The 22,086-nt window shown below is 71.6% G+C and carries 19 protein-coding genes; 10 read left to right on the top strand and 9 right to left on the bottom strand.

What is annotated here, in order from left to right:
* The 4 genes from AB0F10_RS32535 to AB0F10_RS32550 all read right to left on the bottom strand — a co-directional run.
* Positions 1-1,123: hypothetical protein (locus AB0F10_RS32535; protein ID WP_360633768.1), on the bottom strand; the 1,123-nt coding region annotated here is incomplete at its 3' end.
* A 74-nt stretch (positions 1,124-1,197) separates the two neighbouring features.
* Positions 1,198-1,473 carry a cupin gene (locus tag AB0F10_RS32540; protein ID WP_360633819.1) on the bottom strand — a complete coding sequence of 92 codons (276 nt, stop codon included), beginning with the start codon at positions 1,471-1,473 and terminating at the stop codon, positions 1,198-1,200.
* Between the two features lie 35 nt (positions 1,474-1,508).
* Entirely contained in the window at positions 1,509-2,438 is a 930-nt protein-coding gene (locus tag AB0F10_RS32545) for an LLM class F420-dependent oxidoreductase (RefSeq protein ID WP_360633771.1), read from the bottom strand.
* A gap of 9 nt (positions 2,439-2,447) precedes the next feature.
* Positions 2,448-3,197 carry an ABC transporter ATP-binding protein gene (locus AB0F10_RS32550; RefSeq protein WP_360633774.1) on the bottom strand — a complete coding sequence of 250 codons (750 nt, stop codon included), beginning with the start codon at positions 3,195-3,197 and terminating at the stop codon, positions 2,448-2,450.
* 226 nt (positions 3,198-3,423) lie between these two features.
* On the opposite strand from AB0F10_RS32550, the gene AB0F10_RS32555 reads away from it, so the two are divergent.
* Both AB0F10_RS32555 and AB0F10_RS32560 read left to right on the top strand, forming a co-directional pair.
* Entirely contained in the window at positions 3,424-4,458 is a 1,035-nt protein-coding gene (locus tag AB0F10_RS32555; protein WP_360633777.1) for an ABC transporter substrate-binding protein, read from the top strand.
* Positions 4,459-4,526: 68 nt separating this feature from the next.
* Complete coding sequence (locus AB0F10_RS32560) at positions 4,527-5,351, top strand: ABC transporter permease (RefSeq protein ID WP_360633780.1); 825 nt, start codon at positions 4,527-4,529, stop codon at positions 5,349-5,351.
* Positions 5,352-5,411: 60 nt separating this feature from the next.
* Here the strand turns inward: AB0F10_RS32560 and AB0F10_RS32565 are convergent, their stop codons facing one another.
* Positions 5,412-6,572: an ABC transporter substrate-binding protein gene (locus AB0F10_RS32565; RefSeq protein ID WP_360633783.1), complete on the bottom strand. Its 1,161-nt coding sequence runs from the start codon at positions 6,570-6,572 to the stop codon at positions 5,412-5,414.
* 595 nt (positions 6,573-7,167) lie between these two features.
* Between AB0F10_RS32565 and AB0F10_RS32570 the strand changes: the two genes are divergently transcribed.
* Genes AB0F10_RS32570 through AB0F10_RS32585 form a run of 4 tightly spaced genes read left to right on the top strand, consistent with a single transcriptional unit; the run spans position 7,168 to position 11,713 of the window.
* A complete protein-coding gene (locus AB0F10_RS32570; protein ID WP_360633822.1) occupies positions 7,168-10,281 on the top strand; it encodes a nitrate- and nitrite sensing domain-containing protein in 3,114 nt (1,037 codons plus the stop codon).
* Positions 10,282-10,283: 2 nt separating this feature from the next.
* Positions 10,284-10,697 (top strand): roadblock/LC7 domain-containing protein, encoded by a 414-nt coding sequence (locus tag AB0F10_RS32575; RefSeq protein WP_360633786.1) that lies wholly within the window; start codon positions 10,284-10,286, stop codon positions 10,695-10,697.
* Positions 10,698-10,752: 55 nt separating this feature from the next.
* Positions 10,753-11,112, top strand: a complete 360-nt coding sequence (locus tag AB0F10_RS32580; protein ID WP_360633789.1) for a DUF742 domain-containing protein — start codon at positions 10,753-10,755, stop codon at positions 11,110-11,112.
* Entirely contained in the window at positions 11,093-11,713 is a 621-nt protein-coding gene (locus AB0F10_RS32585) for an ATP/GTP-binding protein (RefSeq protein ID WP_360633792.1), read from the top strand. The genes AB0F10_RS32580 and AB0F10_RS32585 overlap by 20 nt, the downstream gene beginning before the upstream one ends.
* Before the next feature lie 94 nt (positions 11,714-11,807).
* Here AB0F10_RS32585 and AB0F10_RS32590 read toward each other — a convergent pair whose 3' ends face one another.
* Positions 11,808-12,953, bottom strand: coding sequence for a uroporphyrinogen-III synthase (locus tag AB0F10_RS32590; RefSeq protein ID WP_360633795.1), 1,146 nt, complete (start codon positions 12,951-12,953; stop codon positions 11,808-11,810).
* Between the two features lie 653 nt (positions 12,954-13,606).
* Between AB0F10_RS32590 and rplM the strand changes: the two genes are divergently transcribed.
* The 3 genes from rplM to glmM all read left to right on the top strand — a co-directional run bounded on the left by rplM (position 13,607) and on the right by glmM (position 16,093).
* The gene (gene rplM / locus AB0F10_RS32595) at positions 13,607-14,050 is read left to right on the top strand and encodes a 50S ribosomal protein L13 (RefSeq protein WP_360633798.1); all 444 of its coding nucleotides are present in this window, start codon (positions 13,607-13,609) and stop codon (positions 14,048-14,050) included.
* A gap of 20 nt (positions 14,051-14,070) precedes the next feature.
* Positions 14,071-14,583: a 30S ribosomal protein S9 gene (gene rpsI / locus AB0F10_RS32600; protein ID WP_360633801.1), complete on the top strand. Its 513-nt coding sequence runs from the start codon at positions 14,071-14,073 to the stop codon at positions 14,581-14,583.
* A 157-nt stretch (positions 14,584-14,740) separates the two neighbouring features.
* Positions 14,741-16,093 (top strand): phosphoglucosamine mutase, encoded by a 1,353-nt coding sequence (glmM, locus tag AB0F10_RS32605; RefSeq protein WP_360633804.1) that lies wholly within the window; start codon positions 14,741-14,743, stop codon positions 16,091-16,093.
* An 86-nt stretch (positions 16,094-16,179) separates the two neighbouring features.
* Here the strand turns inward: glmM and AB0F10_RS32610 are convergent, their stop codons facing one another.
* Together AB0F10_RS32610 and AB0F10_RS32615 are read right to left on the bottom strand one after the other, a co-directional pair.
* On the bottom strand, positions 16,180-17,367 hold the full coding sequence (locus AB0F10_RS32610; protein WP_360633807.1) for a pyridoxal phosphate-dependent aminotransferase: 1,188 nt from the start codon (positions 17,365-17,367) through the stop codon (positions 16,180-16,182).
* 69 nt (positions 17,368-17,436) lie between these two features.
* Positions 17,437-18,162, bottom strand: coding sequence for an MmpS family transport accessory protein (locus AB0F10_RS32615; RefSeq protein ID WP_360633810.1), 726 nt, complete (start codon positions 18,160-18,162; stop codon positions 17,437-17,439).
* A 358-nt stretch (positions 18,163-18,520) separates the two neighbouring features.
* On the opposite strand from AB0F10_RS32615, the gene glmS reads away from it, so the two are divergent.
* Positions 18,521-20,404, top strand: coding sequence for a glutamine--fructose-6-phosphate transaminase (isomerizing) (gene glmS / locus AB0F10_RS32620; RefSeq protein ID WP_360633813.1), 1,884 nt, complete (start codon positions 18,521-18,523; stop codon positions 20,402-20,404).
* On the opposite strand, the gene AB0F10_RS32625 is transcribed toward glmS, so the two are convergent.
* On the bottom strand, positions 20,391-21,836 hold the full coding sequence (locus tag AB0F10_RS32625; RefSeq protein WP_360633816.1) for an alpha/beta hydrolase: 1,446 nt from the start codon (positions 21,834-21,836) through the stop codon (positions 20,391-20,393). The two genes, glmS and AB0F10_RS32625, sit on opposite strands and share 14 nt — an antisense overlap.
* Positions 21,837-22,086 lie beyond the last annotated feature (250 nt).

The following is a 22,086-nucleotide window of genomic DNA, read 5'->3' on the forward strand; positions in this document are numbered from 1 at the left end:
GCAGCCGCAGCGGACCAGCCGACCCAAGTCCCAGATCGCCGCCGCCGGCAAGTCGCCGCACTCCCCCGCCCGGCCGGCCGGGCGGCGTGCCACCGGCGGCGGTCTGCGCGGGGCGGGGCGGCCCGTCCCCGGAAGCCTCCGCGGCCGGCCGGGCGGGGGAGTCCGGCGACTTGCCGGCGGCGGCGATCTCGGACTTGGATCGGCTGGTCCGCTGCGGCAGCGGCGGCTTGTCCTGACCCGGTTCGTCGGCGCCGTCGTCGTCCGGGGCCGGTCCGCGGCGCACGACCGCGGCCAGCACAGACCCGAGCACTCCCGCGCCGGCGGCGGTCATCGCGGCCCAGTAGGGCACCACCTGGTATCGGTCGTCGCCCGCGCCGGGCCCCGCGATCAGGTACGCGAGCGTCAGCAGCGCGGGCCCGGCCAGCCCGGCCAGCGCGATGGTCAAGGTGGGCAGCCCCCGCCGGCGGGCGATCCAGCCCAGCACCACCCCGGTCAGCAGGGCCAGCGCGGGCATGGTGGCCAGCGCGGTCCGCTGCGTCACCGCGGACGACAGGAAGGCGGCGTCGAAGACACCCAGCCGGACGGAGGGCAGGGGGTCGCTCGGCGCCAGCGACGGCGCGACCGAGACCACCGCGATCACCCAGACCGCGATGCCCGTCGCGACGATGCTCCACCGCGCCACCGCGTGTGCCGTGGCGGCCCACGCGGCGAAGATGCCGACCAGGGCGCCCAGCCCGGCGCAGATCGCGATCACGAGGACCTCGTCGACGCCCGTGACCTGGGCGGTGCGGGCGGGCTGCATGGTCAGCGGCACCACCACGCCGGCGCCGATCGCCGCCGCGAGGGAGATCGCAAGCTCGGTGCCGACGCGCAGTCGCGCCGGCGCCGGCGACCAGCGCCGCAGCAGCACCACGCCGGCCAGCGCGCCGGCCACCGCCGCGGTCATCGGGAACCAGGCGATCCACGCCAGCTGCGCCGTCCAGTGATCACGCGCGGTCACGTCCAGGACGCGGGTGAGCCGCACGATGCCGAGCCCGTAGGCCACGCCGAGCTGGCTCGCGCCGGCCAGCGCGGCAACGCCGAGGGTGGCCGACAACAGCTTGGCCCAGGTCCGAAATGCCATGCCGGGCACGTTACGGAATGCTCGGGAGCGCTGCCAGTCCAGGGCTCGCTTCTTAAGACGGGCAAAACCTCCGGCTAGGCGGGATTCCCGCCGGCCTTCAACTCAATGATGCGGCCGATATACACAGTGTCACCGACGTTGGTCAGCATGTGTGTCTGACCGGGCTCCCGGAAAACCACCGCGCCGGTCTCCTCCGCGACGTCGATGCGCTCGCCCGCGGCCGTGTGGATCACGTTCCTGGCGCCCTGGACGGCGACCACCACGTATGCCAGGCCGTGGTGGTGCAGCGGCTGGGTCTCGCCCGGGCCAAGAGTGATGTGCCAGATCCGCACCTTGTCGTTCTCGAGCATGATTTCCTGCCCGACGGGGCTCAGCACAAGCTCGCTCACAGCTCTCCTACCTGGGGGAGGACCCGCGAGGCGATCAGCCCCACGTGGTCGAGGTCGGATATTTCGATGATCCGCAGGTGGACCCGGGTCGCGCCGATCGCGGCGAGCTCGCCGATCCGCTGCACGAGCGCATCCGGCGATCCGACCACCGGGTCCTCGGGCGGCAGGGCGCTCGGCACGTGCAGGGGCGCGGCCCGCCGCCGGGCCTCGGCGTCGGAACGCCCGACGGCCACCACCACGCCGGCCGACAACTCGAGGCTGCGCCCGTGGCGCCGGGCGGCCTCGCGTACCCGGTCGAAGCCCGCCGCCGTCTCCGCGACGGTCTTGAACGGCATGTTGAACTCGTCCGCGAAGCGGGCCGCGATCTCGGGCGTGCGCTTCGGGCCGCTGCCGCCGACGATGATCGGCGGTCCGGGCCGCTGCACCGGCTTGGGCAGCGCGGGCGCGTCCACCAACCGGTGGTGCTTGCCGTCGAAGGAGAAGCGCCCGCCCGCGGGCGTCGCCCACAACCCGGTGATGATCTCCAGCTGCTCGGCCAGCCGGTCGAACCGCTCGCCGAGCGGCGGGAACGGTATCCCGTACGAGATGTGCTCGCGCTCCAGCCAGCCCGCGCCCATCCCCAGCTCGACCCGGCCGCCGCTCATCGCGTCCACCTGGGCGACCATGATCGCCAGCGGTCCGGGCAGCCGGAACGTGGCCGAGTTGACAAGCGTGCCCAGCCGGATCCGGGACGTCTCCCGGGCCAGGCCGGCCAGCGTGATCCAGGCGTCGGTCGGGCCGGGCAGACCCTCGTCGGCGCCCATCGACTGGTAGTGGTCGGCGCGCAGGAATCCCTCGAAGCCCGCGTCCTCGGCGAAGCGGGCCAGCCTCAGCTGGTCGTCATAGGTGGCGCCGCGGTGCGGCTCCGTGAACAGGCAAACGCGCATGGGCCTTCCCTATGTCATCAGCAGTTCGTGCAGCTCCGCGCTGCAACGGGACACCTCTTCGAGGTGGGCTCCCCGGCCCAGCGTGCGAGGCCGGGGGATCTTGATGTCGAGAACCTCGCGGATCTGGCCCGGCCGCGGGCTGAGCACGACCACCCGGTCCGCGAGCAGCACCGCCTCGTCAATCGAATGGGTGACGAAGACGATCGTGGTGCCCAGGTCCATGTGCACCCGCTGCAGCTCTCCGGAGAGCTCCTCGCGGGTCAGCGCGTCCAGCGCGGAGAACGGCTCGTCCATGAGCATCACCCGCGGGTTGGCGATCAACGAGCGGCACAACGCCACCCGCTGCTGCATGCCGCCGGAGAGCTCGTGCGGCAGCCGCTTCTCGAAGCCGGTCAGGCCCGTCATGGCCAGCAACTCGTGCGCGCGCTCGCGGTGTGCCGACTTCTTCCAGCCGAAGATCTGCACCGGGAGCAGCACGTTGTCGAGCACCGAGCGCCACGGCAACAGGGCCGGACGCTGGAACATCATGGCGATGTCGCGGCGCGGCCGGTCCACCAGGTCGCCGGAGACGCGGACCTCGCCGGCGGTCGCCGGCAGCAGGCCGGAGATCAACCGCAGCAGTGTGGACTTGCCGCAACCCGAGCGGCCGAGGACGGCGACGAACTCGCCCTCGTGCACCTCCAGGTCGATCCCCCGTAGCGCTTCCACAGTGCCGCGACGGCCCGCGAACGTACGGGAGACGCCGGTGAGACGGATCATCTGCGCGCGCTCCCATTGGGTCGGATCAATGCGCTGACACTGTAGCCATCCGGTGTTGCTCCGTAGTGATCAGCATGTCCACAAGGGTGCCGGAGCCGAACCTGACATCGATCATTGTTGTGCGTTCCCCTACGCTAACCCGCGAGTTCCGCCAAAACCTCCCGGCGCCGGTGCACCCTCCGCCCGACGCCGGCCAGCTCAACACCCTCGGTTGGGAAGGAACACGGTGCACAGAAGAACCTTCACCCGCACGCTCGTGGCCGTCGCGCTGGCCACGACCCTCGTCGCCGCAGCCGGTTGCAGCGACGACGGCGACGACAGCTCGGGCAGCGGTACGCAGTCGCTGGAGAAGATCACCTATCTGACCTCGTTCGGCACCTTCGGACGTGACTCATACGCCTACGTGGCGAAGGAGAAGGGCTACTTCCGCGACGCCGGCTTCGACGTCGACATCAAGCCCGGCTTCGGCAGCGGCGAGAACATCAAGCAGATCGTCGCCGGCACGGCGCAGTTCACCCCCATCGACCTCACCGGCGGCCTGTTCGCCGCGGGCGGCGCCGGCAAGGTCACCGGCTTCACCGCGGTGGCGGCGATCCAGCAGCGCACCATGGCCGCGGTCATGTCGCTCGACGGCTACGGCGTCAACTCGCCGAAGGACCTCGAGGGCAAGACGCTGGCCGACCTGCCCGGATCCGTCGTGCGCAGCCTGTTCCCGACCTACGCCAAGGCGGCCAACGTAGACCCCACCAAGGTCAAGTTCGTGAACGGCACGCCGCAGACGATGTTCGGCACGCTCGCGCAGCACAAGGTGGACGGCATCGGCCAGTTCGTGGTCGGCAAGCCCACGATCGAGAACATCGCCAAGGGCAAGACGGCGGTGCTGCTGCCGTACAGCGACTACCTGCAGGACCTCTACGGCAACGCGCTGATCACCTCGACCAGCTACGCCAAGGCGAACCCGGAGAAGGTGAAGAAGTTCACCGCGGCCCTGCTCAAGGGCCTGCAGGACTCGATCGCCAACCCGGAGGAGGCCGGCGAGATCCTGAAGAAGAACGTGCCGACCGCCGACCCGAAGTCGGCCGCGGCCGAGCTGACGCTGATGGCGCCGTTCGTGCGCTCGGAGGCCTCCGGCGTGCCCGTCGGCGCGCTGGACAGCCAGCGGGTCGCGCGCAGCATCGCCATCCTCCAGGGCTCCGGTCAGATCCAGTCCGGGCTCACGCCCGAGCAGGTCATCGACTTCTCCCTGGTGCCGAACGCCTGATCCGGCTCCGGCGCGGGCCCGCCGCACGGCGGGCGGTCCCGCGCCCCCGGGGAGTGGGAGCGACTGACATGACCGACCTGGCGACGGTCACCGTCCCCGAGGCGGCGAACCCGGCCGGGCGCGCGCGCCGCCGCGGCCTCGCGGCCGTGGCCTGGCCGGTGCTCGGCCTGGCCATCGCGATCGGCGTCTGGTGGGCCTGCACCGAGCTCCTCGCGATCAACACGGTGGTGCTGCCGTCGCCGCCCGAGGTGGTCGACGGCTTCAACCGGTACCGCGAGTTCCTGATCACCGAGGCCGGGCACACCACGTACGCGACGCTGCAGGGCTTCGGCCTGTCCGTGCTGGTCGGCGTGCTGATCGGCACCGCGATCGCGGCGTGGCGGCCGTTCGAGCGGATGTTCTCGCCGCTGCTCGTCGCGTTCAACGCGGTGCCGAAGGTGGCGCTCGCGCCGCTCATGCTGATCTGGTTCGGCTACGGGCGTACGCCGATCCTGGCGATGGCGTTCATGGTCTGCTTCTTCCCGATCGTGCTGTCCACCGCGACCGGCCTGGTCAGCACCCCGGCCGACCTGGCCGAGCTGGCCCGTTCGATGGACGCGTCCCGGCTGCAGACCTTCGCCCGGGTGCGGCTGCCCGCGGCCCTGCCGCAGATCTTCGTCGGCCTCAAGGTGGCGATGCCGCTCGCGGTCATCGGCGTGGTGGTCGGCGAGATGCAGTACGGCGAGAGCGGGCTGGGCACGATCATCGTGCAGACCAGCGGCCAGGGCGACACCGCCGCCGCGTTCGCGGCGATCAGCCTGCTGGCCATGGTCAGCATCGTCCTGTACTACGCGCTGGTGCTCGTCGAAAGGCTACTGCTCCCCTGGGTCAGGGCGACTACCTCGCGGCGCTGAGATCCACAGCGAAAAGCCGGCCGACGATGTCGTCGGCCGGCTTTGCCGGGTGCGGATCCGTCAGGTCAGCAGCCGCCAGCGACCGCTGCGGGCCACCAGCAGGGTCAGCGCCTGCGGCATCAGCCCCGAGTGGTTGTCCGGGGTGAGGCGGATCGGGCCGGAGAGCCCGTCGGTCTGCGAGGTCTCGAGCACGTCGCGGATGCGCTGGCGGTCGCCGCCCACCTTGGTGACCGCGTCGGCGATCAGATCGACCGCGTCGGCCGCGAACGCCGCGACCCCGGAGTAGCTGCCGTACCGGGAGGTGTAGTCGCGGAACCACTGCTTGCGGGTGGCCTTCGCCGGCGTCGTCGCGATCACGTCGTCGATCGCCAGGATCTGGGTGAAGACCATGGTGGTCTTGTCGGTGGCGTCCCTCGCCGCCTGCGGCAGGAACAGGTCGCCCGCGGCGGCCGCGTCGAAGTAGATGGCGCCGGTGTAGCCGGCCTCCTTGGCGCTGGTGGTGGCGAGGGTGGCCTGGTCACCCCCGGTCCAGACGACGAGCGCGTCCGGATCGGCGTCGGTCAGCGTGCCGACGGTCTGGGTGATGTCGGTGGCGGTCGGCTTGATCGGCAGGGCGGCCGTCACCTTGATGCCGGCCTTCTTGAGGTCCTTCGCCATCTTGCTCTGGCCGCCGCGGCCGTACGCGTCGCCGGAGTAGAGCAGGGCGGCGGTCTTGGTCCGCTTGCGGGTCAGCTCGGCGACCAGCGCCGCGGAGCTGTCGGTCGAGTTCGGGCCGAGCTTGAAGACGTAGCGGCGGTCCTCGACCGGGGTGGTGACCTCGTCCGCCGCGGCCAGCGCGATCGTCGGGATCCGCTGGTCGTTGATGGTCTTGGCGGCGCCGATCACGCAGTCGTCGCAGGAGCCGGTGATCATCGCGGCGATCGCCGGGTCCTTGGCGAACGCGGTGATGTTGCGCAGCGACACGGTCGGGTCGGACCGGTTGTCCTGGATGCGCAGGACCAGACGGCGGTCACCGAGGACCCCGGACGCGTTGACCTGCTCGATCTTGAGCTGCAACGCCCGGGTGTACGCGAAGTCGACCGTCGAGCCGGCGGCCAGGTCGGCGCCGATCACGATGTCGGTGAAGTCGCCGGATTCGGTGTCCGAGTCGCAGCCCGTGAGTGCGGTGGCGACGAGCGCCGGCGCGATCACGAACGCCGTCAGACGGCGGGGGAGCCTCACTGGGGGTGCCTCCTAGAGGGCGGAGCACGGGTTTGAACCATCCCGGCGAACGCAACGTTGTCCGGTGTGGACCGCGTACACACGGACAGTCCGTCCGTCCAATCGCGCCAAACCTTGCCAACGTGAAGGTCCCTGGTCAAGCTGTGCCGAATATGGTGAGCGGGATAGCTTTCCCACATAGTGGTTGGAATCTTGATGCATATGCGTCACCGCACCAACACGGATAGTCGCGACGGTTACATTCGCGCACTTCAACGCCTACGCATTGTCGATTGTTGAACCGAATGGATGATTGCCAGCCTGCTGTGAACGCTGTTTCCGGAACGTCTCAGGCTTCCCAAACAGTTGCCGGTTCTGATGAAATCGCGGCCGTGCCGCGTGTGGCACCAGCCCTGCCGCTTGATTCGGCTGGGCCCGGGCAACAGCACTCGGGCGGGCGCAGAGATGCGGGGATGACCAGCGAGGAGATGTCGTGAGCACCGGTTCTACGGCCCAGGCTTCGACCTATCCCGCGGGCGCCGCAGACCTACCAGCCAGTAGCGGGGCGGACGCCGGTCGATCGGGCGGATTCGGAACAAGGGAAAGGCGTGGCCGGATCCCCAGGCTGCGCGACGCGAGAATCCGTTCCAAACTGGCACTGATTCTCTTCGTGCCGCTTGTCGCGGTGCTCGCACTCGCCACCGTGCGCCTCGTCGACATCGGCGGCAAGGCGCTCGACGCCCGCCAGGTCGAGGATCTGACCCGGGTCTCGACGGACGTCTCGCAGCTGACGCAGTATCTGCACAAGGAGCGGATGGCGGCGGCGCAGTATCTGGCCACTCCGGACGCCAAGCCGACCGCCTTCAACGCCGCGATCGCCGATACCGACGCCCGGATCCAGGCCTACACGGCGGACCGTCGCGGGCTCGACGAGCCGCCGGCCGCCGTCCACGACCGGCTCGTCCGGATCGACGACCACATTCAGACGATGGACACCACCCGGAAGAAGATCACCGATCGGGACGAGATCGCGATCTCCGAGGCGGTGCTGCGCTACAGCGTCGTGATCACCGACCTGGTCGGCTACGGCGAGGTGCTGAGCCAGTACGCCGGCGAGGGCACCGTCGCCGACACCCTGCGGGCCGTGTCCGCGTTCGCCCGGGCCAAGGCCGGCACCGCCGAGCAGGAGGCGGTCGCCTACGCGGCCCGCGCCTCCGGCGACCTCAGCGCCGAGCAACTCTCCGTCTTCACCGCCACGCAGACCAGCCAGCAGGAGGCCCTCGAGGGCTTCGCGCTGGTCGCCACCCCGGCGCAGCAGTCGCTGGTGGACAACACGGTCACCGGTGACGCGGTCAACCTGGCCGACGGGATCGCCATCCGGCTCAGCCGCTCCGCGCCGGTCGCGCCACTGGAGATCACCCAGTCCTTCGGCGCGGTGGTGGACCTGATGCGCTGGGCCGAGCAGCGGCTCGAGCAGCAGGCCCTCGCCGAGGCCGCGGACGAGAGCGCCGCGGTAACCCGCCAGGCCGCCGTCGAGACCGCCCTGGTGCTGCTCACCCTGATCCTCGCCGTCGCGCTCGCCATCGTGCTGGCCCGCTCGCTCAACCTCTCGCTGCGCCGCCTGCGCGAGGGCGCGCTGGCGGTGGCCAACCGTGACCTGCCCGACGCGGTCGCCCGGCTGCGCGACGTCCGCAACCTGGGCGAGGGCGGCGCCGACGACATCGTCAAGCAGGTCCGGGACCCGATCCGGCTCAACAACCGCGACGAGATCGGGCAGGTGGCGCAGGCGTTCAACGTCGTGCACCGCGAGGCCGTGCGCATCGCGGCCGAGCAGGCCGCGCTGCGGACCAGCGTCTCGGCGATGTTCCTCAACCTGGCCCGCCGCTCGCAGAACCTGGTCGACCGGATGATCGGCGAGCTGGACCAGATCGAGCGCGGCGAGGAGGACCCGAAGCGGCTCGCCCAGCTCTTCGAGCTCGACCACCTCGCCACCCGGATGCGCCGCAACGACGAGAACCTGCTGGTTCTCGCCGGCGCCGACTCCAGCGCGCCGCGCCGCGAGGACGCCCTCGTCGTCGACGCACTGCGCGCCGCGCAGTCCGAGGTCGAGCTCTACAACCGCATCGAGTTCGGCACCGTCGACACCGACATCTCCATCACGGCCGTCGCCGTCAACGACGTCGTCCGCCTCGTCGCCGAGCTGCTCGACAACGCCACCCGCTTCTCGCCGCCGAACACGGTCGTGGTCGCCGACGGGCGGCGCATCCGCGACTACGTGGTGATCCAGGTGGAGGACCGCGGCCTCGGCATGTCCGAGGAGCAGATGGACTCGCTGAACCGCCGGCTGGCCGAGACGCCCGACGTCGACGTCGCCGCCTTCCGCCTGATGGGCCTCGCCGTCGTCAGCCGTCTCGCCAGCCGATACGGCATCCGGGTCGAGCTGCGGGCCAACATCGAGGGCGGCACCGTCGCCCAGGTGGTGCTCCCGAACCACATCGTCATCCTGCCGAACAGCCGGTCGATGGAGCCGCGCGGCAACCGCCAGCTCGACCCGACACCGGCCAGCTGGAACGATCCGATGCCGCTCGGCCGGGCGAACGCCGCGACGGCGACGCTGCCGGCCATCTCGCCCGAGCCGTGGGTCCAGCGCTCGGGCGGCTTCCCGGCCGTCGCCACCCCGCAGCGGCCGCCGACGTTGCCGGCCCACCCGCAGCTTCCGGTTCCGCCCTCACACCAGCCGAGTCACGGCGAGGGCCTGCCCACGCCGGACCGACCGCCGCTGCCCAAGCGCGGCGACGAACAGCCCGGCGAGCGGCCGGCGCTGCCGATCCGCGTCCCGCAGCCGTCGAGCCCCGCACCGGCGTACGGTGCCGGCTCGCCGACCACGGCCTTCCCGGCGATGAGCACCGCCGCGCCGGAGCGGCAGATGCCGCAGAACCTCGCGCCGGCGACGGGCTTCGTCACCCCCGACGGCGCCACGATCCCGGCACCGCGGCGCCCCGCGAGCCCCAACCCGAACGGCTGGGGAGCCGCCCTCGCCTCGATGCCTCCGGTCCCACCGCACCAGGTACCCGCGCATGCCGAGGAGCTCGCCGAGAGCTCGCCGATCTTCCTCGAAATGCAGCAGAGCTGGTTCAAGGGTCACGAGGGGGCGATCTCGGAGGAGTGGAGCATGCCGACCGCGGGCTACGCGCCACCGCCGAACCAGCCGCAGTCCCCGGCCGCCATGGCGGCGCCGGTCTCGGCTCCGGCCGCGGCGCCGGTCTCGGCTCCGGTCGCGGCTCCGGTCGCCGAGGCGGCCCCGGTGGCGGCACCCACCCGGGTGGTGGCTCCGGAACCCCCCGCACCGCCGATGTCCAAGCCCCAGAACACAGGGCAGAATGGTTCGCGGCCGGCAGAAGCCGGCCCGGACAACGGTGCACCTGCAGTGCCCCGGCCACGCAAGTCGGCCGAGGACGCTTGGCGCACCGCCGCCGACGAAGGATGGCAGCGGGCGATGGCGGCGGCAGAGCCCGTCGTCAGCGACACCACCCGCTCCGGACTACCCAAGCGGGTACCCCAGGCCCAGCTCGTCCCCGGTGGCGTGCAGAGCAGCCCGCGAAATCAGAACCGTCGCAGCCCGGACGAGGTGCGCGGCCTCCTCTCCGCGTACCACCGTGGTGTGCAACGTGGGCGTACGGCCGGCAGTGACGATGCTGTCGTGGACGCCCCTGCTCCGAAGGAGAAATGACAGTGACCAGGCCCCCCACCATGCAGGACATGGGCTGGCTGCTCAGCAATTTCGCCGACAGCGTGGCAGGCATCGCGCACGTCGTCGCGGTCTCCGCGGACGGGCTGCTGCTGGCCTCGTCGCGGGATCTGCCGGGCGATCGCGCCGACCAGCTGGCCGCGATCACCTCGGGCGTCGTCAGCCTCACCGACGGCGCCTCGCGCATGTTCAACGCCGGCACGGTGCAGCAGACCATCATCGAGATGGACAGCGGATATCTGTTCCTGATGTCCATCAGCGACGGATCTTCCATGGCCGTGCTCGCGGCGCGCAGCTGCGATGTCGGCCAGGTCGGCTACGAGATGGCTCTGCTGGTCGAGCGGGTCGGCGCCGCCCTGGTGCCCGCCCCCCGTGAGGCCGTGTCACACCAGGTCTGACCTGGAGCAATATCCGCGCCGGAGCCGTTGATCGCCGGAAGGAGGTGACCGCACGATGGGAGAACCACATGATCCCAGGGGCAACCTGGTCCGTCCGTACGCGGTCACCCGGGGCCGGACCGAGCCGAAGCGCAACATTCCCATCGAGGCGGTCCTGGTCGCCAGCCAGGCCGCCATTCAGGAGGCCCGGTTCGCCGGGCATGACAAATACCGCATCGCCGTGCTGTGTGAGCGGGCGCAGTCGCTGGCCGAGATCTCGGCCTACAGCCGGCTCGCGCTTGGGGTGACCCGGGTTCTCGTCGCCGACATGGTCACCGACGGGTTGTTGAAGCTGCACAGTGCCGCTCCCAAACAAGGCTTCACGGAGCGGATGGATCTGCTGGAAAGGGTGTTGAGTGGACTTCGCAAGCTCTGAGCGGGCGGGGGCGCAACCCAAGGAGATCACCTCCGCGAAGATCGTCATAGCCGGCGGCTTCGGCGTGGGCAAGACGACCCTCGTCGGTGCGGTCTCCGAGATCGAGCCACTGACCACCGAGGCCGTCATGACCTCGGCCGGTCAGGGCGTCGATGACGCGTCCAAGGTGCCCGGCAAGGAGACCACCACGGTCGCCATGGACTTCGGTCGCATCACGATGGCCGACGACCTGATCCTGTACCTCTTCGGCACGCCCGGCCAGACCCGGTTCTGGTTCATGTGGGACGAGCTGATCAGGGGCGCGGTCGGGGCGGCGGTCCTGGTGGACACGAGACGCATCTCCGATGCCTTCGCACCGCTCGACTACTTCGAGAACCGGCACCTGCCGTACCTGGTTGCGCTGAACTGTTTCGACGGCGCCCCCAGATACGAGCCGGAGGAGGTGCGCGAGGCGCTGGCCATCGCGGCGCACGTCCCGCTGATCATGTGCGACGCGCGGCACCGTGACTCGGTGAAGGCGGTCCTGGTCGGGGTGGTCGAGCACGCGATGGCGACCCTCGTGGCCGAGCAGGGCAGAGAATTCCCGGCTGCCGTCGGCTGACGCCGGCTTCGGAAGGGCGGTCCGCGACAGGATCGCAGGCCGTCCTCCGGGTTTCCGCCTCGACGGGTTTCTCCCCGAGGTCGCCGCGTGCCGGTCAGGCGGGCAGGCGGTAGCCGCGTTTGACGACGGTCTGAATCACGCCCGGCGTGCCCAGGCCGGCCCGGAGCCGGGCAACCGCCATCTCCACCGCGTGTTCGTCGGCACCCCGGGGAAGCGTCCTGAGCAGGGCCGCCCGGGAGAGCACCCGGCCCGGCGTCGCGGCCAGCGCCCGGAGGACCGCCATCGGGGCCGGCGCCAGCGGCTTCAGGTCCCCGTCCACGATCGCCGCGTGGCCGCGCAGGACGAGGGAGTGGCCGGCCACCTCGAGTCTCATCGCCCTCTTCGGCAGCTCGTCGATGATCGTCCGGACCAGGGCGCTCAGCCGGGCCCGGGCCGGCGTCACCACAGGTATGTCGTGGCGGCGCAGCGGCGCCGCCGTCACCGGGCCGACGCAGGCCGTCAGCACGTCGCCGCGCAGGGCGTCCAGGAGCGCGTCCGTGCTCGGGCCGGCCGCCCTCAGCAGCGCGGCCACCGCCGGCGCCGAGGTGAACGTCACGGCGTCCACCAGGCGACCCGCGATCAGGTCGACCAGCCGGTGCAGGGGCGCCGGATCCAGCGGGGGCGCCCACCGGTAGACCGGAACCTCGATCACCCGGGCGCTCGCGGCCAGCAGCGCGTCCGTGTACTCCGGCTGGCTTTCGCCGTGCAGTTGCATCGCCACGGTCAGGCCGGCGAGGCCGCGGGCCGTGAGGTGCTCGACCACCTCCTCGTAGCTCTCGCCCTCGGGTGACCACTGCTCGTGCAGGCCGGCCGCCCTGGTCGCCGCGCGGGCCTTCGGGCCCCTCGCCACCAGATAGGCCCGGGACAGCGCCGAGCGCAGCGGCTCCGCCAGGCCCCAGCCCTCCGCGGCCTCCAGCCAGCCGCGCATGCCGATACCGGTGTTGACCAGCACGACGTCCGGCGGCGTCTCCAGGCAGGCCCGGGTCGCCGCCCTCAGTTCGGCGTCGTCGGCGATCGGGACGATGCGCAGCGCCGGGGCGATCACCACGCGGGCGCCGCGGTTCTGCAGCAGGCCCGCCAACTCGTCGCGGCGGCGGTCGGATGTCACGCCGACCGTGTATCCGGACAGCGAGGCCGTCGGCGCCGCGAGCGCCGCCGCCGTGATCACCGTTCTCCGTGGTCCCCCGGTCCGGTCCGTCATCCGGCGATCCGCCCTCCACACACCTTCGTGCGGAGGGGGTCCTCAGAAAGCCGCGGCGTGGCCGGCCGGTCCACCGAAGGGCACGCTCGGAGACCGTCGTCCTCGGCGTAGACCCGCTCCCATGTCACGCCTACGTTCTCCGCCGTACCTCCGGCCGGCACACGCCGCGGCTTTCCGGTGCCGAGCCGAATCATCGGCTCGGCTGACGCCGCCAGGTCCGTCCTCAACCCTGGCGGCGGCTCGTGGGTGGTGCGCTTGAACACACTGCCGGACCTCAGTCCCGGCCGCGTCGTCGCGGTGACCGCACCACTCGCCATGTCCGGAAGCGTGCCGGGGGGTAATTTCCGACTCGGGTCCCATATGTTTCAAACCTGCTAAGAGGCATTCACGTACACTGGGTACCACCGTGGGTGGAATCACGCAGCCCCGTGTCGGCGCGCCGAGGGGCACCACCTAAACTGGTGGCGCTACGTTATCCGGTCCCGTCTGCCATGGCGGGCCCACCGCCCGTTTTGACCGCGCGCCGCGCAGGCAGGTATTGTTGCCTGCTGTTGTGCGACAGCTGCGAGCGTACCCGTCCTGGGTATGTTTGATGTTCGTGCGTCTTGCGACCAGCGCGCGCCCCCAGACCGACGACGAGACAAGGTAATTCTGTGCGTACGTACAGCCCGAAGCCGGGTGAGATCGAGCGTCAGTGGCACATCATCGACGCCTCCGACGTCGTTCTGGGCCGGCTCGCCACCCACACCGCCACGCTCCTGCGGGGTAAGCACAAGCCCACGTTCGCCCCGCACGTCGACACCGGCGACTTCGTGGTGATCATCAACGCGGGCAAGGTCGCGCTGACCGGCAACAAGCGGCAGACCAAGGTCGCCTACCGGCACTCCGGCTACCCGGGCGGCCTCAAGAAGGTCAGCTACGAAGAGCTGCTGACGAAGCGGCCCGAGCACGCGGTCGAGCTGGCCGTCAAGGGCATGCTCCCGCACAACAAGCTCGCGCGTCAGATCCTCAAGAAGCTGAAGGTCTACCCGGGCGCCGAGCACCCGCACGCCGCGCAGCAGCCGGTGCCGTTCGAAATCAAGCAGATCGCGCAGTGAGCGCGGGCGAAGGAAGCAGCATGACCGACATCGTCGAGCCCGAGGTCGTCGAGACCGTCGAGGAGCCTGCCGCCGAGGAGGCCCCCGCCGAGACCGTTGTGGTCGTCGAGGCGCCCGCGCCGGCCGTTCGCGCCCCGCGCCCGGGTGACCGTCCGATCCAGACCGTCGGCCGCCGCAAGGAGGCCATCGTCCGCGTGCGCCTCATGCCGGGCACCGGCAAGATCACCTGCAACGGCCGCGACCTCGACGCGTACTTCCCGAGCAAGGTGCACCAGCAGCTCATCCGTGAGCCGCTCGGCACCGCCGAGAAGGCCGAGCAGTTCGACGTGGTCGCCAACCTGCGCGGCGGCGGCATCACCGGCCAGGCCGGCGCCCTTCGCCTCGGCATCGCCCGTGCGCTCATCACGAACGACCCGGACGACCGCCCGGCGCTGAAGAAGGCCGGCTTCCTGACCCGTGACTCCCGGGTCAAGGAGAGCAAGAAGTACGGCCTCAAGAAGGCCCGTAAGGCTCCGCAGTACTCGAAGCGCTGATCGCAGCGCTGGTCTTGCACCACGTCTGACCGACGGCCGGGTGCGCTCCCTCGCTTGGGGGCGTGCCCGGCTGTTCGCGTTTCCCCCTCCCTACACAAACTGCACTGGTCCGCCCTCCGCGAGTGGGGGCAGGAGGCCGGCGAAAGGAACGACCGCCATGGGGCGACTTTTCGGCACGGACGGCGTACGCGGGCTCGCGAACGGCGACCTCCTGACCCCGGAACTGGCCCTGTCGGTCGCTGTCGCGGCCGCCCGGGTACTCATCGAGAGCGACGCCAGCCACCAGCCGCTCGCGATCGTCGGTCGCGACCCCCGGGCCAGCGGCGAGATGCTCGAGGCCGCGGTCGTGGCGGGCCTGACCAGTGCCGGAGCGAACGTCGTGCGGGTCGGCGTGCTGCCGACGCCCGCGGTCGCCTACATCGTCGGCCAGACCGGTGCGGACCTCGGCGTGATGTTGTCCGCCTCGCACAACCCGATGCCGGACAACGGCATCAAGCTGTTCGCGCCCGGCGGCCTGAAGCTCCCGGACGAGCTCGAAGCCAAGATCGAGGCGGCCGTTGCGGACGGGCACGGGCTCGTCGGACGCCCCACCGGCGCCGGAGTCGGCCGCGTCAACGACCTGCTGGACGGCGCCGAGCACTACATCAAGCACCTGGTCGAGTCGACGCCGCACAGCCTCGCCGGCATCAAGGTCGTCGTCGACTGCGCGAACGGCGCGGCCAGCGAGGTCGGCCCGACCGCGTACCAGGAGGCGGGCGCCGAGGTCATCGCGATCCACTCGGATCCCGACGGCCTCAACATCAACGACAACTGCGGCTCCACCCACCTCGAGGCGGTCCGCGAGGCCGTCCTGGCCAACGGCGCCGACCTGGGCCTGGCGCACGACGGCGACGCCGACCGCTGCCTCGCGGTGACCGCCGCCGGCGACGTGGTCGACGGCGACGAGATCATGGCGATCCTGGCGCTGGCCATGCGCGACGCCGGCACCCTGACCGACGACACCCTGGTCGCGACGGTGATGAGCAACCTCGGCCTGCGGCTGGCGATGAAGCAGGCCGGCATCCAACTGCTGGAGACCAAGGTCGGCGACCGGTACGTGCTGGAGGAGCTCGCCGCGGGCGGCTTCGCCCTGGGCGGCGAGCAGAGCGGCCACATCGTGATGCCCGCGTTCGCGACGACCGGCGACGGCGTGCTGACCGGCCTGCACCTGATGGCGACGATGGCGTCGAGCGGCAAGTCGCTGGCCGACCTGGCCGGGGTGCTGCACAAGCTGCCGCAGGTGCTGATCAACGTGCCGGTCAAGGACCGCCAGGCGGGCGCCGCGGCGCCGACCGTGCAGGCGGCCGTGGCGCTGGCGGAGAACGAGCTGGGGGAGACCGGCCGGGTGCTGCTGCGCCCGTCGGGCACCGAGCACCTCGTGCGGGTGATGGTCGAGGCCGGCACCGAGGAGCAGGCCCGGACGATCGCGGAGCGCGTGGCCGCCGAGGTCCGCACCGCAAGCCCGGCCTGACCGCACCCGGGACGCACCGCAAGCCCGGCCTGACCGCACGCGGGACGCACGCCCCGGCCTGGCCCGAACCCGGGCCGCGGGCGGCGTCAGGCCAGGGTGCGCAGGCGTTTCGCGGCCTCGTCGATGACGTCCTCGCGCTTGCAGAAGGCGAAGCGGATCAGGCGGCGACCCTGCTCCTGGTGGTCGTAGAAGACCTGGGTCGGCACGGCCACCACGCCGCACCGCGCGGGCAGCGCGCGGCAGAAGTCGACCCCGTCCGTGCCGCCCAGCGGGGTGATGTCGGCGGTCACGAAGTAGGTGCCCTCCGAGGGCAGCACCCCGAACCCGGCGTCTGCCAGGCCGGCCACCAGCCGGTCCCGGCGGGCCTGCAGGCCGGCGCGGAAGCCGTCGAAGTACGTGTCCGGCAGGCCCAGTGCCACGGCCACCGCCGGCTGCAGCGGGCCCGCGTTGACGAACGTCAGGAACTGCTTCACCCGCAGCACCGCGGACACCAGCGGCGCGGGACCGGTCGCCCAGCCGACCTTCCAGCCCGTGCACGAGAAGGTCTTGCCCGCGGACGAGATCCGCAGGGTGCGCTCCCGCATGCCCGGCAGGCCGGCGAGCGGGAGGTGCGGCGCTGACGCGTCGGTGAAGACCAGGTGCTCGTAGACCTCGTCGGTCACCGCGTACACGTCGTGCTCCTGACACAGCCGCGCGATCAGCGCGAGTTCCTCCGCCGTGAAGACCTTGCCGGTGGGGTTGTGCGGGGTGTTGAGCAACACCAGGCGGGTGCGGGGGCCGAAGGCCGCGCGCAGTTGACCCTCGTCGAAGCCGTAGCGGCCGTCCGGGCCCGGGCGCAGCGTGACGGGCCGGCGTACCGCGCCGGCCAGGGCGATGGAGGCCGCGTACGAGTCGTAGTACGGCTCGAAGCACACGACCTCGTCCCCGGGCTCGCACAGCCCGAGAATGCTCGCGGCGACCGCCTCGGTGGCCCCGGCGGTGACCGCGACCTCGGTGTCCGGATCCCGGCTCAGCCCCCAGAACCGTCGCTCGTGCCCGACGATGGCGGCCCGCAGTGCCGGAATGCCGGGCAGCGGCGGGTACTGATTCGCCCCCGAGCGCAGCGCCTCGGCGGCCGCTGCCAGCATCTCCGGCGGACCGTCGGTGTCCGGGAATCCCTGCCCCAGATTGACCGAGCCGGTCCGCGCGGCGAGCGCGGACATCTCGGTGAAGATGGTGGTGCCGAACGGGCGCATGCGGCCGACGAGTGGATCGGCCGGGGTCGACGTCGTCACACCCGTCAGCCTACGGCCACCCGCCCGGGAGCGCGGCCCCCCGTCCGGGAGCGCGGCCCCCCGCCACCGTCAGAAGATGACCTTGGTGCAGGAGGTCGTGATGAAGGTGCCGGTGTTCGTCTTCTTGGCGACCTCCTCGCCGTCGACGGTGGCGCTGCAGCTCAATTCGCCCTCCGAGGTGCTGCCGCGAACGGCCACCACCGAGACGAGTGAGGCGCCCTTCATGGTCAGCGTCTTGCGCCAGGGCAGCGAGGCGTTGTGCACCCGCTTGGGCTCGCCGCCGAGCTTGTCCAGGTAGACGATCTCGACCGGGCCGTCGCCGGTGACCACGTATTCGACCTCGATCTCCGCACCCTGGTTCAGGCCCGGCAGGTTCGGCAGGTCGGTCGGCCACTCCGTCGGCAGGCCGGTGGGCACGTCGGTCGGAAGGCCCGGCGGCACGTCGGTCGGCCATTGGGTCGGCAGGGTCGGCTTGGGCAGGGAGTCGAAGGTCTCCTCGGCCTTGTTCTTCGCGTTGTTGATCAGCAGCACGACCGAGGTCACGCCGCCCGCGCAGAGCAGCAGGGTGACCGCCACCAGCACGGCGATCAGCGGGAGGTTGCTGCGCCTCGGCGGGGGCGGCACGGGCGTGCCGTAACCGGGCGGCGGCCCGTATCCGGGCGGGCCGTATCCGGGCGGCGGCATCTGGCCGGGCGGCGGCTGGTAGGCCGGCTGCGGAAACTGCCCCGGCTGGGCGGGGAACTGCGAGGTCGGCGGGTAGCCGTCCGGAGGCCCGCTCGCCTGCTGGCCGGCCATCGGCAGCGGGGCATACCCGGGCTGGAACGTGGGCGGGCGGGGCGGCTGGTGAGGCTCGGCCGCGAGGGGGTCGCCCGACGGTGACGACCACGGCTGACCGGACACGGGATCGTCGCCCGAGTACTGGCGTGTCGGGTCCGAAGGCGGTGGGTAACTCAATCGTCTCTCCAGAGCAGGCGTCGGGCCGACGGTACGCTCCCGGCGCCAGAATCGGATCACCCAGTCGTGTCACTCGCCGCCCTGACCTGGCCGCAGGGTGACACACAGTGGGCCGAACGGTCCTTTCGATCACGTACGATGCGCGAAAGTATGCTTCGTGCGCAGTGGCCATGAGCGAAAGTCCGCTAGGCTGCCCCACATGTGTGGGATCGTGGGTTACGTCGGCAGTCGGCCGGCTCTGCAAATCGTCCTCGACGGGCTTCGCCGCCTGGAGTATCGCGGCTATGACTCCGCCGGTATCGCGGTCATCGATGACTCCGTCATCCTGACCGAAAAGAAGGCCGGCAAGCTGGCAAACCTGGAAAAGGCGCTGGCGGAACGCGCCGGTGACGGCATCACCGTCGGCGCGACGGCCATCGGGCACACCCGGTGGGCGACCCATGGCGGACCCACCGACCGCAACGCGCACCCGCATCTGTCGGCCGACGGCCGGGTCGCGGTGATCCACAACGGCATCATCGAGAACTTCACCCGCCTGCGCGCCGAGCTCGAGGCGACCGGCGTCGAGTTCGTCAGCGACACCGACACCGAGTGCGCCGCCCACCTGCTGGCCGCCGAGATGCGCGCCCTGCGCGAGTCGGGCGTCGAGGACGGGCCGCAGCTGCTGGCCGAGGGCATGCGCCGCACCGTGCGGCGCCTGGAGGGCGCCTTCACGCTGCTCGCCGTCGACGTCGCCGTGCCCGACGCGGTCGTCGCCGCCCGGCGCAACTCGCCGCTGGTCGTCGGCCGCGGCAACGGGGAGAACTTCCTCGCCAGCGACGTTTCCGCCTTCATCGAGCACACCCGCGAGGCGGTCGAGCTCGGTCAGGACCAGGTCGTCCTGATCACGTCGGCGGCCATCGAGATCACCGACTTCTCCGGGGCGCCGGCCACCGGCAAGGAGTTCCACATCGACTGGGACGCCTCCGCCGCGGAGAAGGGCGGCTACGACTACTTCATGCTCAAGGAGATCGCCGAGCAGCCGCAGGCGATCGCGGACACCCTGCTCGGCCGCCTCTCCGAGCGCGGCGAGATCGTGCTCGACGAGGTGCGCCTGACCGACCAGGACCTGCGCGACGTCGACAAGATCTTCATCATCTCCTGCGGCACCTCCTACCACTCCGGCATGGTCGCCAAGTACGCCATCGAGCACTGGACCCGCATCCCCTGCGAGGTCGAGCTGGCCAGCGAGTTCCGTTACCGCGACCCGGTGCTGGACCGCTCGACGCTGGTCATCGCGATCAGCCAGTCCGGCGAGACCATGGACACCCTGATGGCGCTGCGGCACGCCAAGGAGCAGAAGGCCCGGGTCCTGGCCATCTGCAACACCAACGGCTCGACGATCCCGCGCGAGTCCGACGCCGTGCTCTACACCCACGGCGGCCCGGAGATCGCCGTCGCGTCGACCAAGGCGTTCCTGACCCAGCTCGTCGCCTGCTACCTGATCGGCCTGCACCTGGCCCAGATCCGCGGCGTCATGTACGCGGACGAGGTCGCGGCCGTCGTGTCGCAGCTGCAGCGCACGCCGGACGACCTGCGCAAGCTGCTCGCCGGCATGGAGGACGTCCGGGCCCTGGCGCGCGACCTGCGCACCGCGTCGACGGTGCTGTTCATCGGGCGTCACGTCGGCTTCCCGGTGGCGCTCGAGGGCGCGCTGAAGCTCAAGGAACTGGCCTACATGCACGCCGAGGGCTTCGCGGCGGGCGAGCTCAAGCACGGGCCGATCGCCCTGATCGACCAGGGCACCCCGGTCGTCTGCGTGGTGCCCTCGCCGGCCGGTCGCGGCGTGCTGCGGGACAAGGTCGTCTCCAACATCCAGGAGGTACGCGCCCGCGGTGCCCGCACGATCGTGATCGCCGAGGAGGGCGACGACGCGGTTCGCGCCTTCGCCGACCACCTGATCCAGGTCCCGCGTACGCCGACGCTGCTCGCGCCGCTGATGACCACCGTGCCGCTGCAGATTCTCGCCTGCGAGCTCGCCGCCGCCCGTGGTCACGACGTCGACCAGCCGCGCAACCTGGCAAAATCCGTCACCGTGGAATGACATCGCCGCGCCCTGTCGCGATGGCGGCGAGCGCGTCCAGGGACTCGCTGCCGGTGTCCCAGTAGCCCAGGTGCCCGGCGTCCGGCCGGCTCGCGAAGACGCGGGCCCCGAACGCCGGGTCGCTCGGGTTGGTGCCGAAGTACAGGTCGTTCTCGGGCCGGGCGAAGGCCACCACCGCGCCGCCCGGCAAGGCCTGGCTGAGGACGAGGTCCTCGGCCAGGCTCCTCGGCGAGACCGCCGCCCACTGGACGATGTCGGTGCGCGACGTCGTTGACCACACCCGGCCCGGCGGCACGTGCAGGTCCGCCGCGGAGTCCACGCCGACGCCCGGCGAGCCCACGAAGACCACGTCGTCGGCGGCCAGGCCCGGCCGCGCCGCGGCGGAGCCCACGACGAGCGAGCCGTAGCTGTGCCCGAGCACGGTCTGCTGCGCCGGGGCGCCGAGATGGGTGGCGCGCAGGCCGTCCTGGAAGCGGCGCAGGCCCGCGGCTCCGGCGTCCGCCCGTGATCGGGTCGCCGCCTCGTCGAGGAAGTCCGGGGCGTCGTAGCCGAGCCACATGATCGTGCTGGTCGACGTCTCCGGGGCCAGCTCCGCCGCCCGGACGGCGATCCGCTCGGCCCGGGCCAGTTCCCCACCGTAGGACGCCAGGTCGGCGGTCATGCCGGGCACCTGGGTCAGCACGTGCGCGGCCCGGTCCGGGTCACCCAGCGCGACCGCGGCCCGGCCCTCGCCGGCCGGATCCAGCTCCATCAGGTACGCCCGCGGTCCGCCGTCGTCCGCGAGGCGGTCCACCAGGGCGCCGAGGCCAGGAGTATCCGGCGGCAGCGCGTCCAGGGCCAGCCGGTTGGCAAGATCCCGGTCGGACGCCGGTATGCCGTCCAGGGCGCCGATCCGGCCGGGCTCGGACGCCAGCAGGCCGCGCTGCTGCTCAGGGCTCAGCGCCCGCCACCAGCGGCGGACCTCGGCGGGTGTGGCGGTGCAGGGTAGCGAGTCGACCGCGGATCTCTCCTCGTAGCCGATCGCGGCGAGGCGCCGGGCCGTCGCGGCGTCCGCCTCCGCGGCCAACCGCAATGCCGCCGGGGCACCTTGCGCCGATTGCCCGGTCACCACGCCGCCGGGAGCGCCCGCGTGCGCGGAACCGGTCGGCATCGCCCGGGCCCTGGCCAGCTCCGCCGCGAACTCACTGAGGGCCTGGTCGGCGGCCCAGCAGCCCAGCCGGAAGAGGTTCAGCCGGCGGATCAGTCCGCCGAGGTGGGTGGTTACGGCGTCGGCGGCGGATCCGGTCCAGACAGCGGAGATGCGCGCGGCGTGGGCGCGCAGGTCGGCGGCCCACCGGCCGGCGGCCGCCGCCCAGGACCGCCAGGCCTGCGCGGCGTCGCGCCAGCTCGCGGGCTCGGTGGCCCGGAGCCGGGCCTGACTCGCGGCCGTCATGACGCCTCCCGGGCCATGCGGCGCCGCATGTGGTCAGGCCAGGCAAAGGGGGGTGGTGCGACAGTCATCGGATCCGGCGCCGAGCGTCCCCGCGCGCCGCCGGGCGTGGTGAGGGCGGGCAGCGGGGTCATCGGGTCCTCCGGAGGCGGGTCGCGGCGCGGTCGTCCGCGTCCTCGTAGGCCGCCGCGGCCGCCGCCATCTGGCGGGCCGCCGCCGCGACGTCGTCGGCCAGCGCGCGCAACCGCAGCCG

Source organism: Actinoplanes sp. NPDC026623 (assembly GCF_040638275.1).
Classification (GTDB): domain Bacteria; phylum Actinomycetota; class Actinomycetes; order Mycobacteriales; family Micromonosporaceae; genus Actinoplanes.

What these genes read in the sequence shown, in the direction of transcription:
- AB0F10_RS32590 (WP_360633795.1), bottom strand. Translation starts at nt 12,953, where the DNA reads ATGACGGACCGGACCGGGGGACCACGGAGAACGGTGATCACGGCGGCG.
- AB0F10_RS32545 (WP_360633771.1), bottom strand. Translation starts at nt 2,438, where the DNA reads ATGCGCGTTTGCCTGTTCACGGAGCCGCACCGCGGCGCCACCTATGAC.
- AB0F10_RS32580 (WP_360633789.1), top strand. Translation starts at nt 10,753, where the DNA reads ATGGGAGAACCACATGATCCCAGGGGCAACCTGGTCCGTCCGTACGCG.
- glmM (WP_360633804.1), top strand. Translation starts at nt 14,741, where the DNA reads ATGGGGCGACTTTTCGGCACGGACGGCGTACGCGGGCTCGCGAACGGC.
- glmS (WP_360633813.1), top strand. Translation starts at nt 18,521, where the DNA reads ATGTGTGGGATCGTGGGTTACGTCGGCAGTCGGCCGGCTCTGCAAATC.
- AB0F10_RS32550 (WP_360633774.1), bottom strand. Translation starts at nt 3,197, where the DNA reads ATGATCCGTCTCACCGGCGTCTCCCGTACGTTCGCGGGCCGTCGCGGC.
- AB0F10_RS32625 (WP_360633816.1), bottom strand. Translation starts at nt 21,836, where the DNA reads ATGACGGCCGCGAGTCAGGCCCGGCTCCGGGCCACCGAGCCCGCGAGC.
- AB0F10_RS32615 (WP_360633810.1), bottom strand. Translation starts at nt 18,162, where the DNA reads ATGGCCGGCCAGCAGGCGAGCGGGCCTCCGGACGGCTACCCGCCGACC.
- AB0F10_RS32560 (WP_360633780.1), top strand. Translation starts at nt 4,527, where the DNA reads ATGACCGACCTGGCGACGGTCACCGTCCCCGAGGCGGCGAACCCGGCC.
- AB0F10_RS32540 (WP_360633819.1), bottom strand. Translation starts at nt 1,473, where the DNA reads ATGCTCGAGAACGACAAGGTGCGGATCTGGCACATCACTCTTGGCCCG.
- rpsI (WP_360633801.1), top strand. Translation starts at nt 14,071, where the DNA reads ATGACCGACATCGTCGAGCCCGAGGTCGTCGAGACCGTCGAGGAGCCT.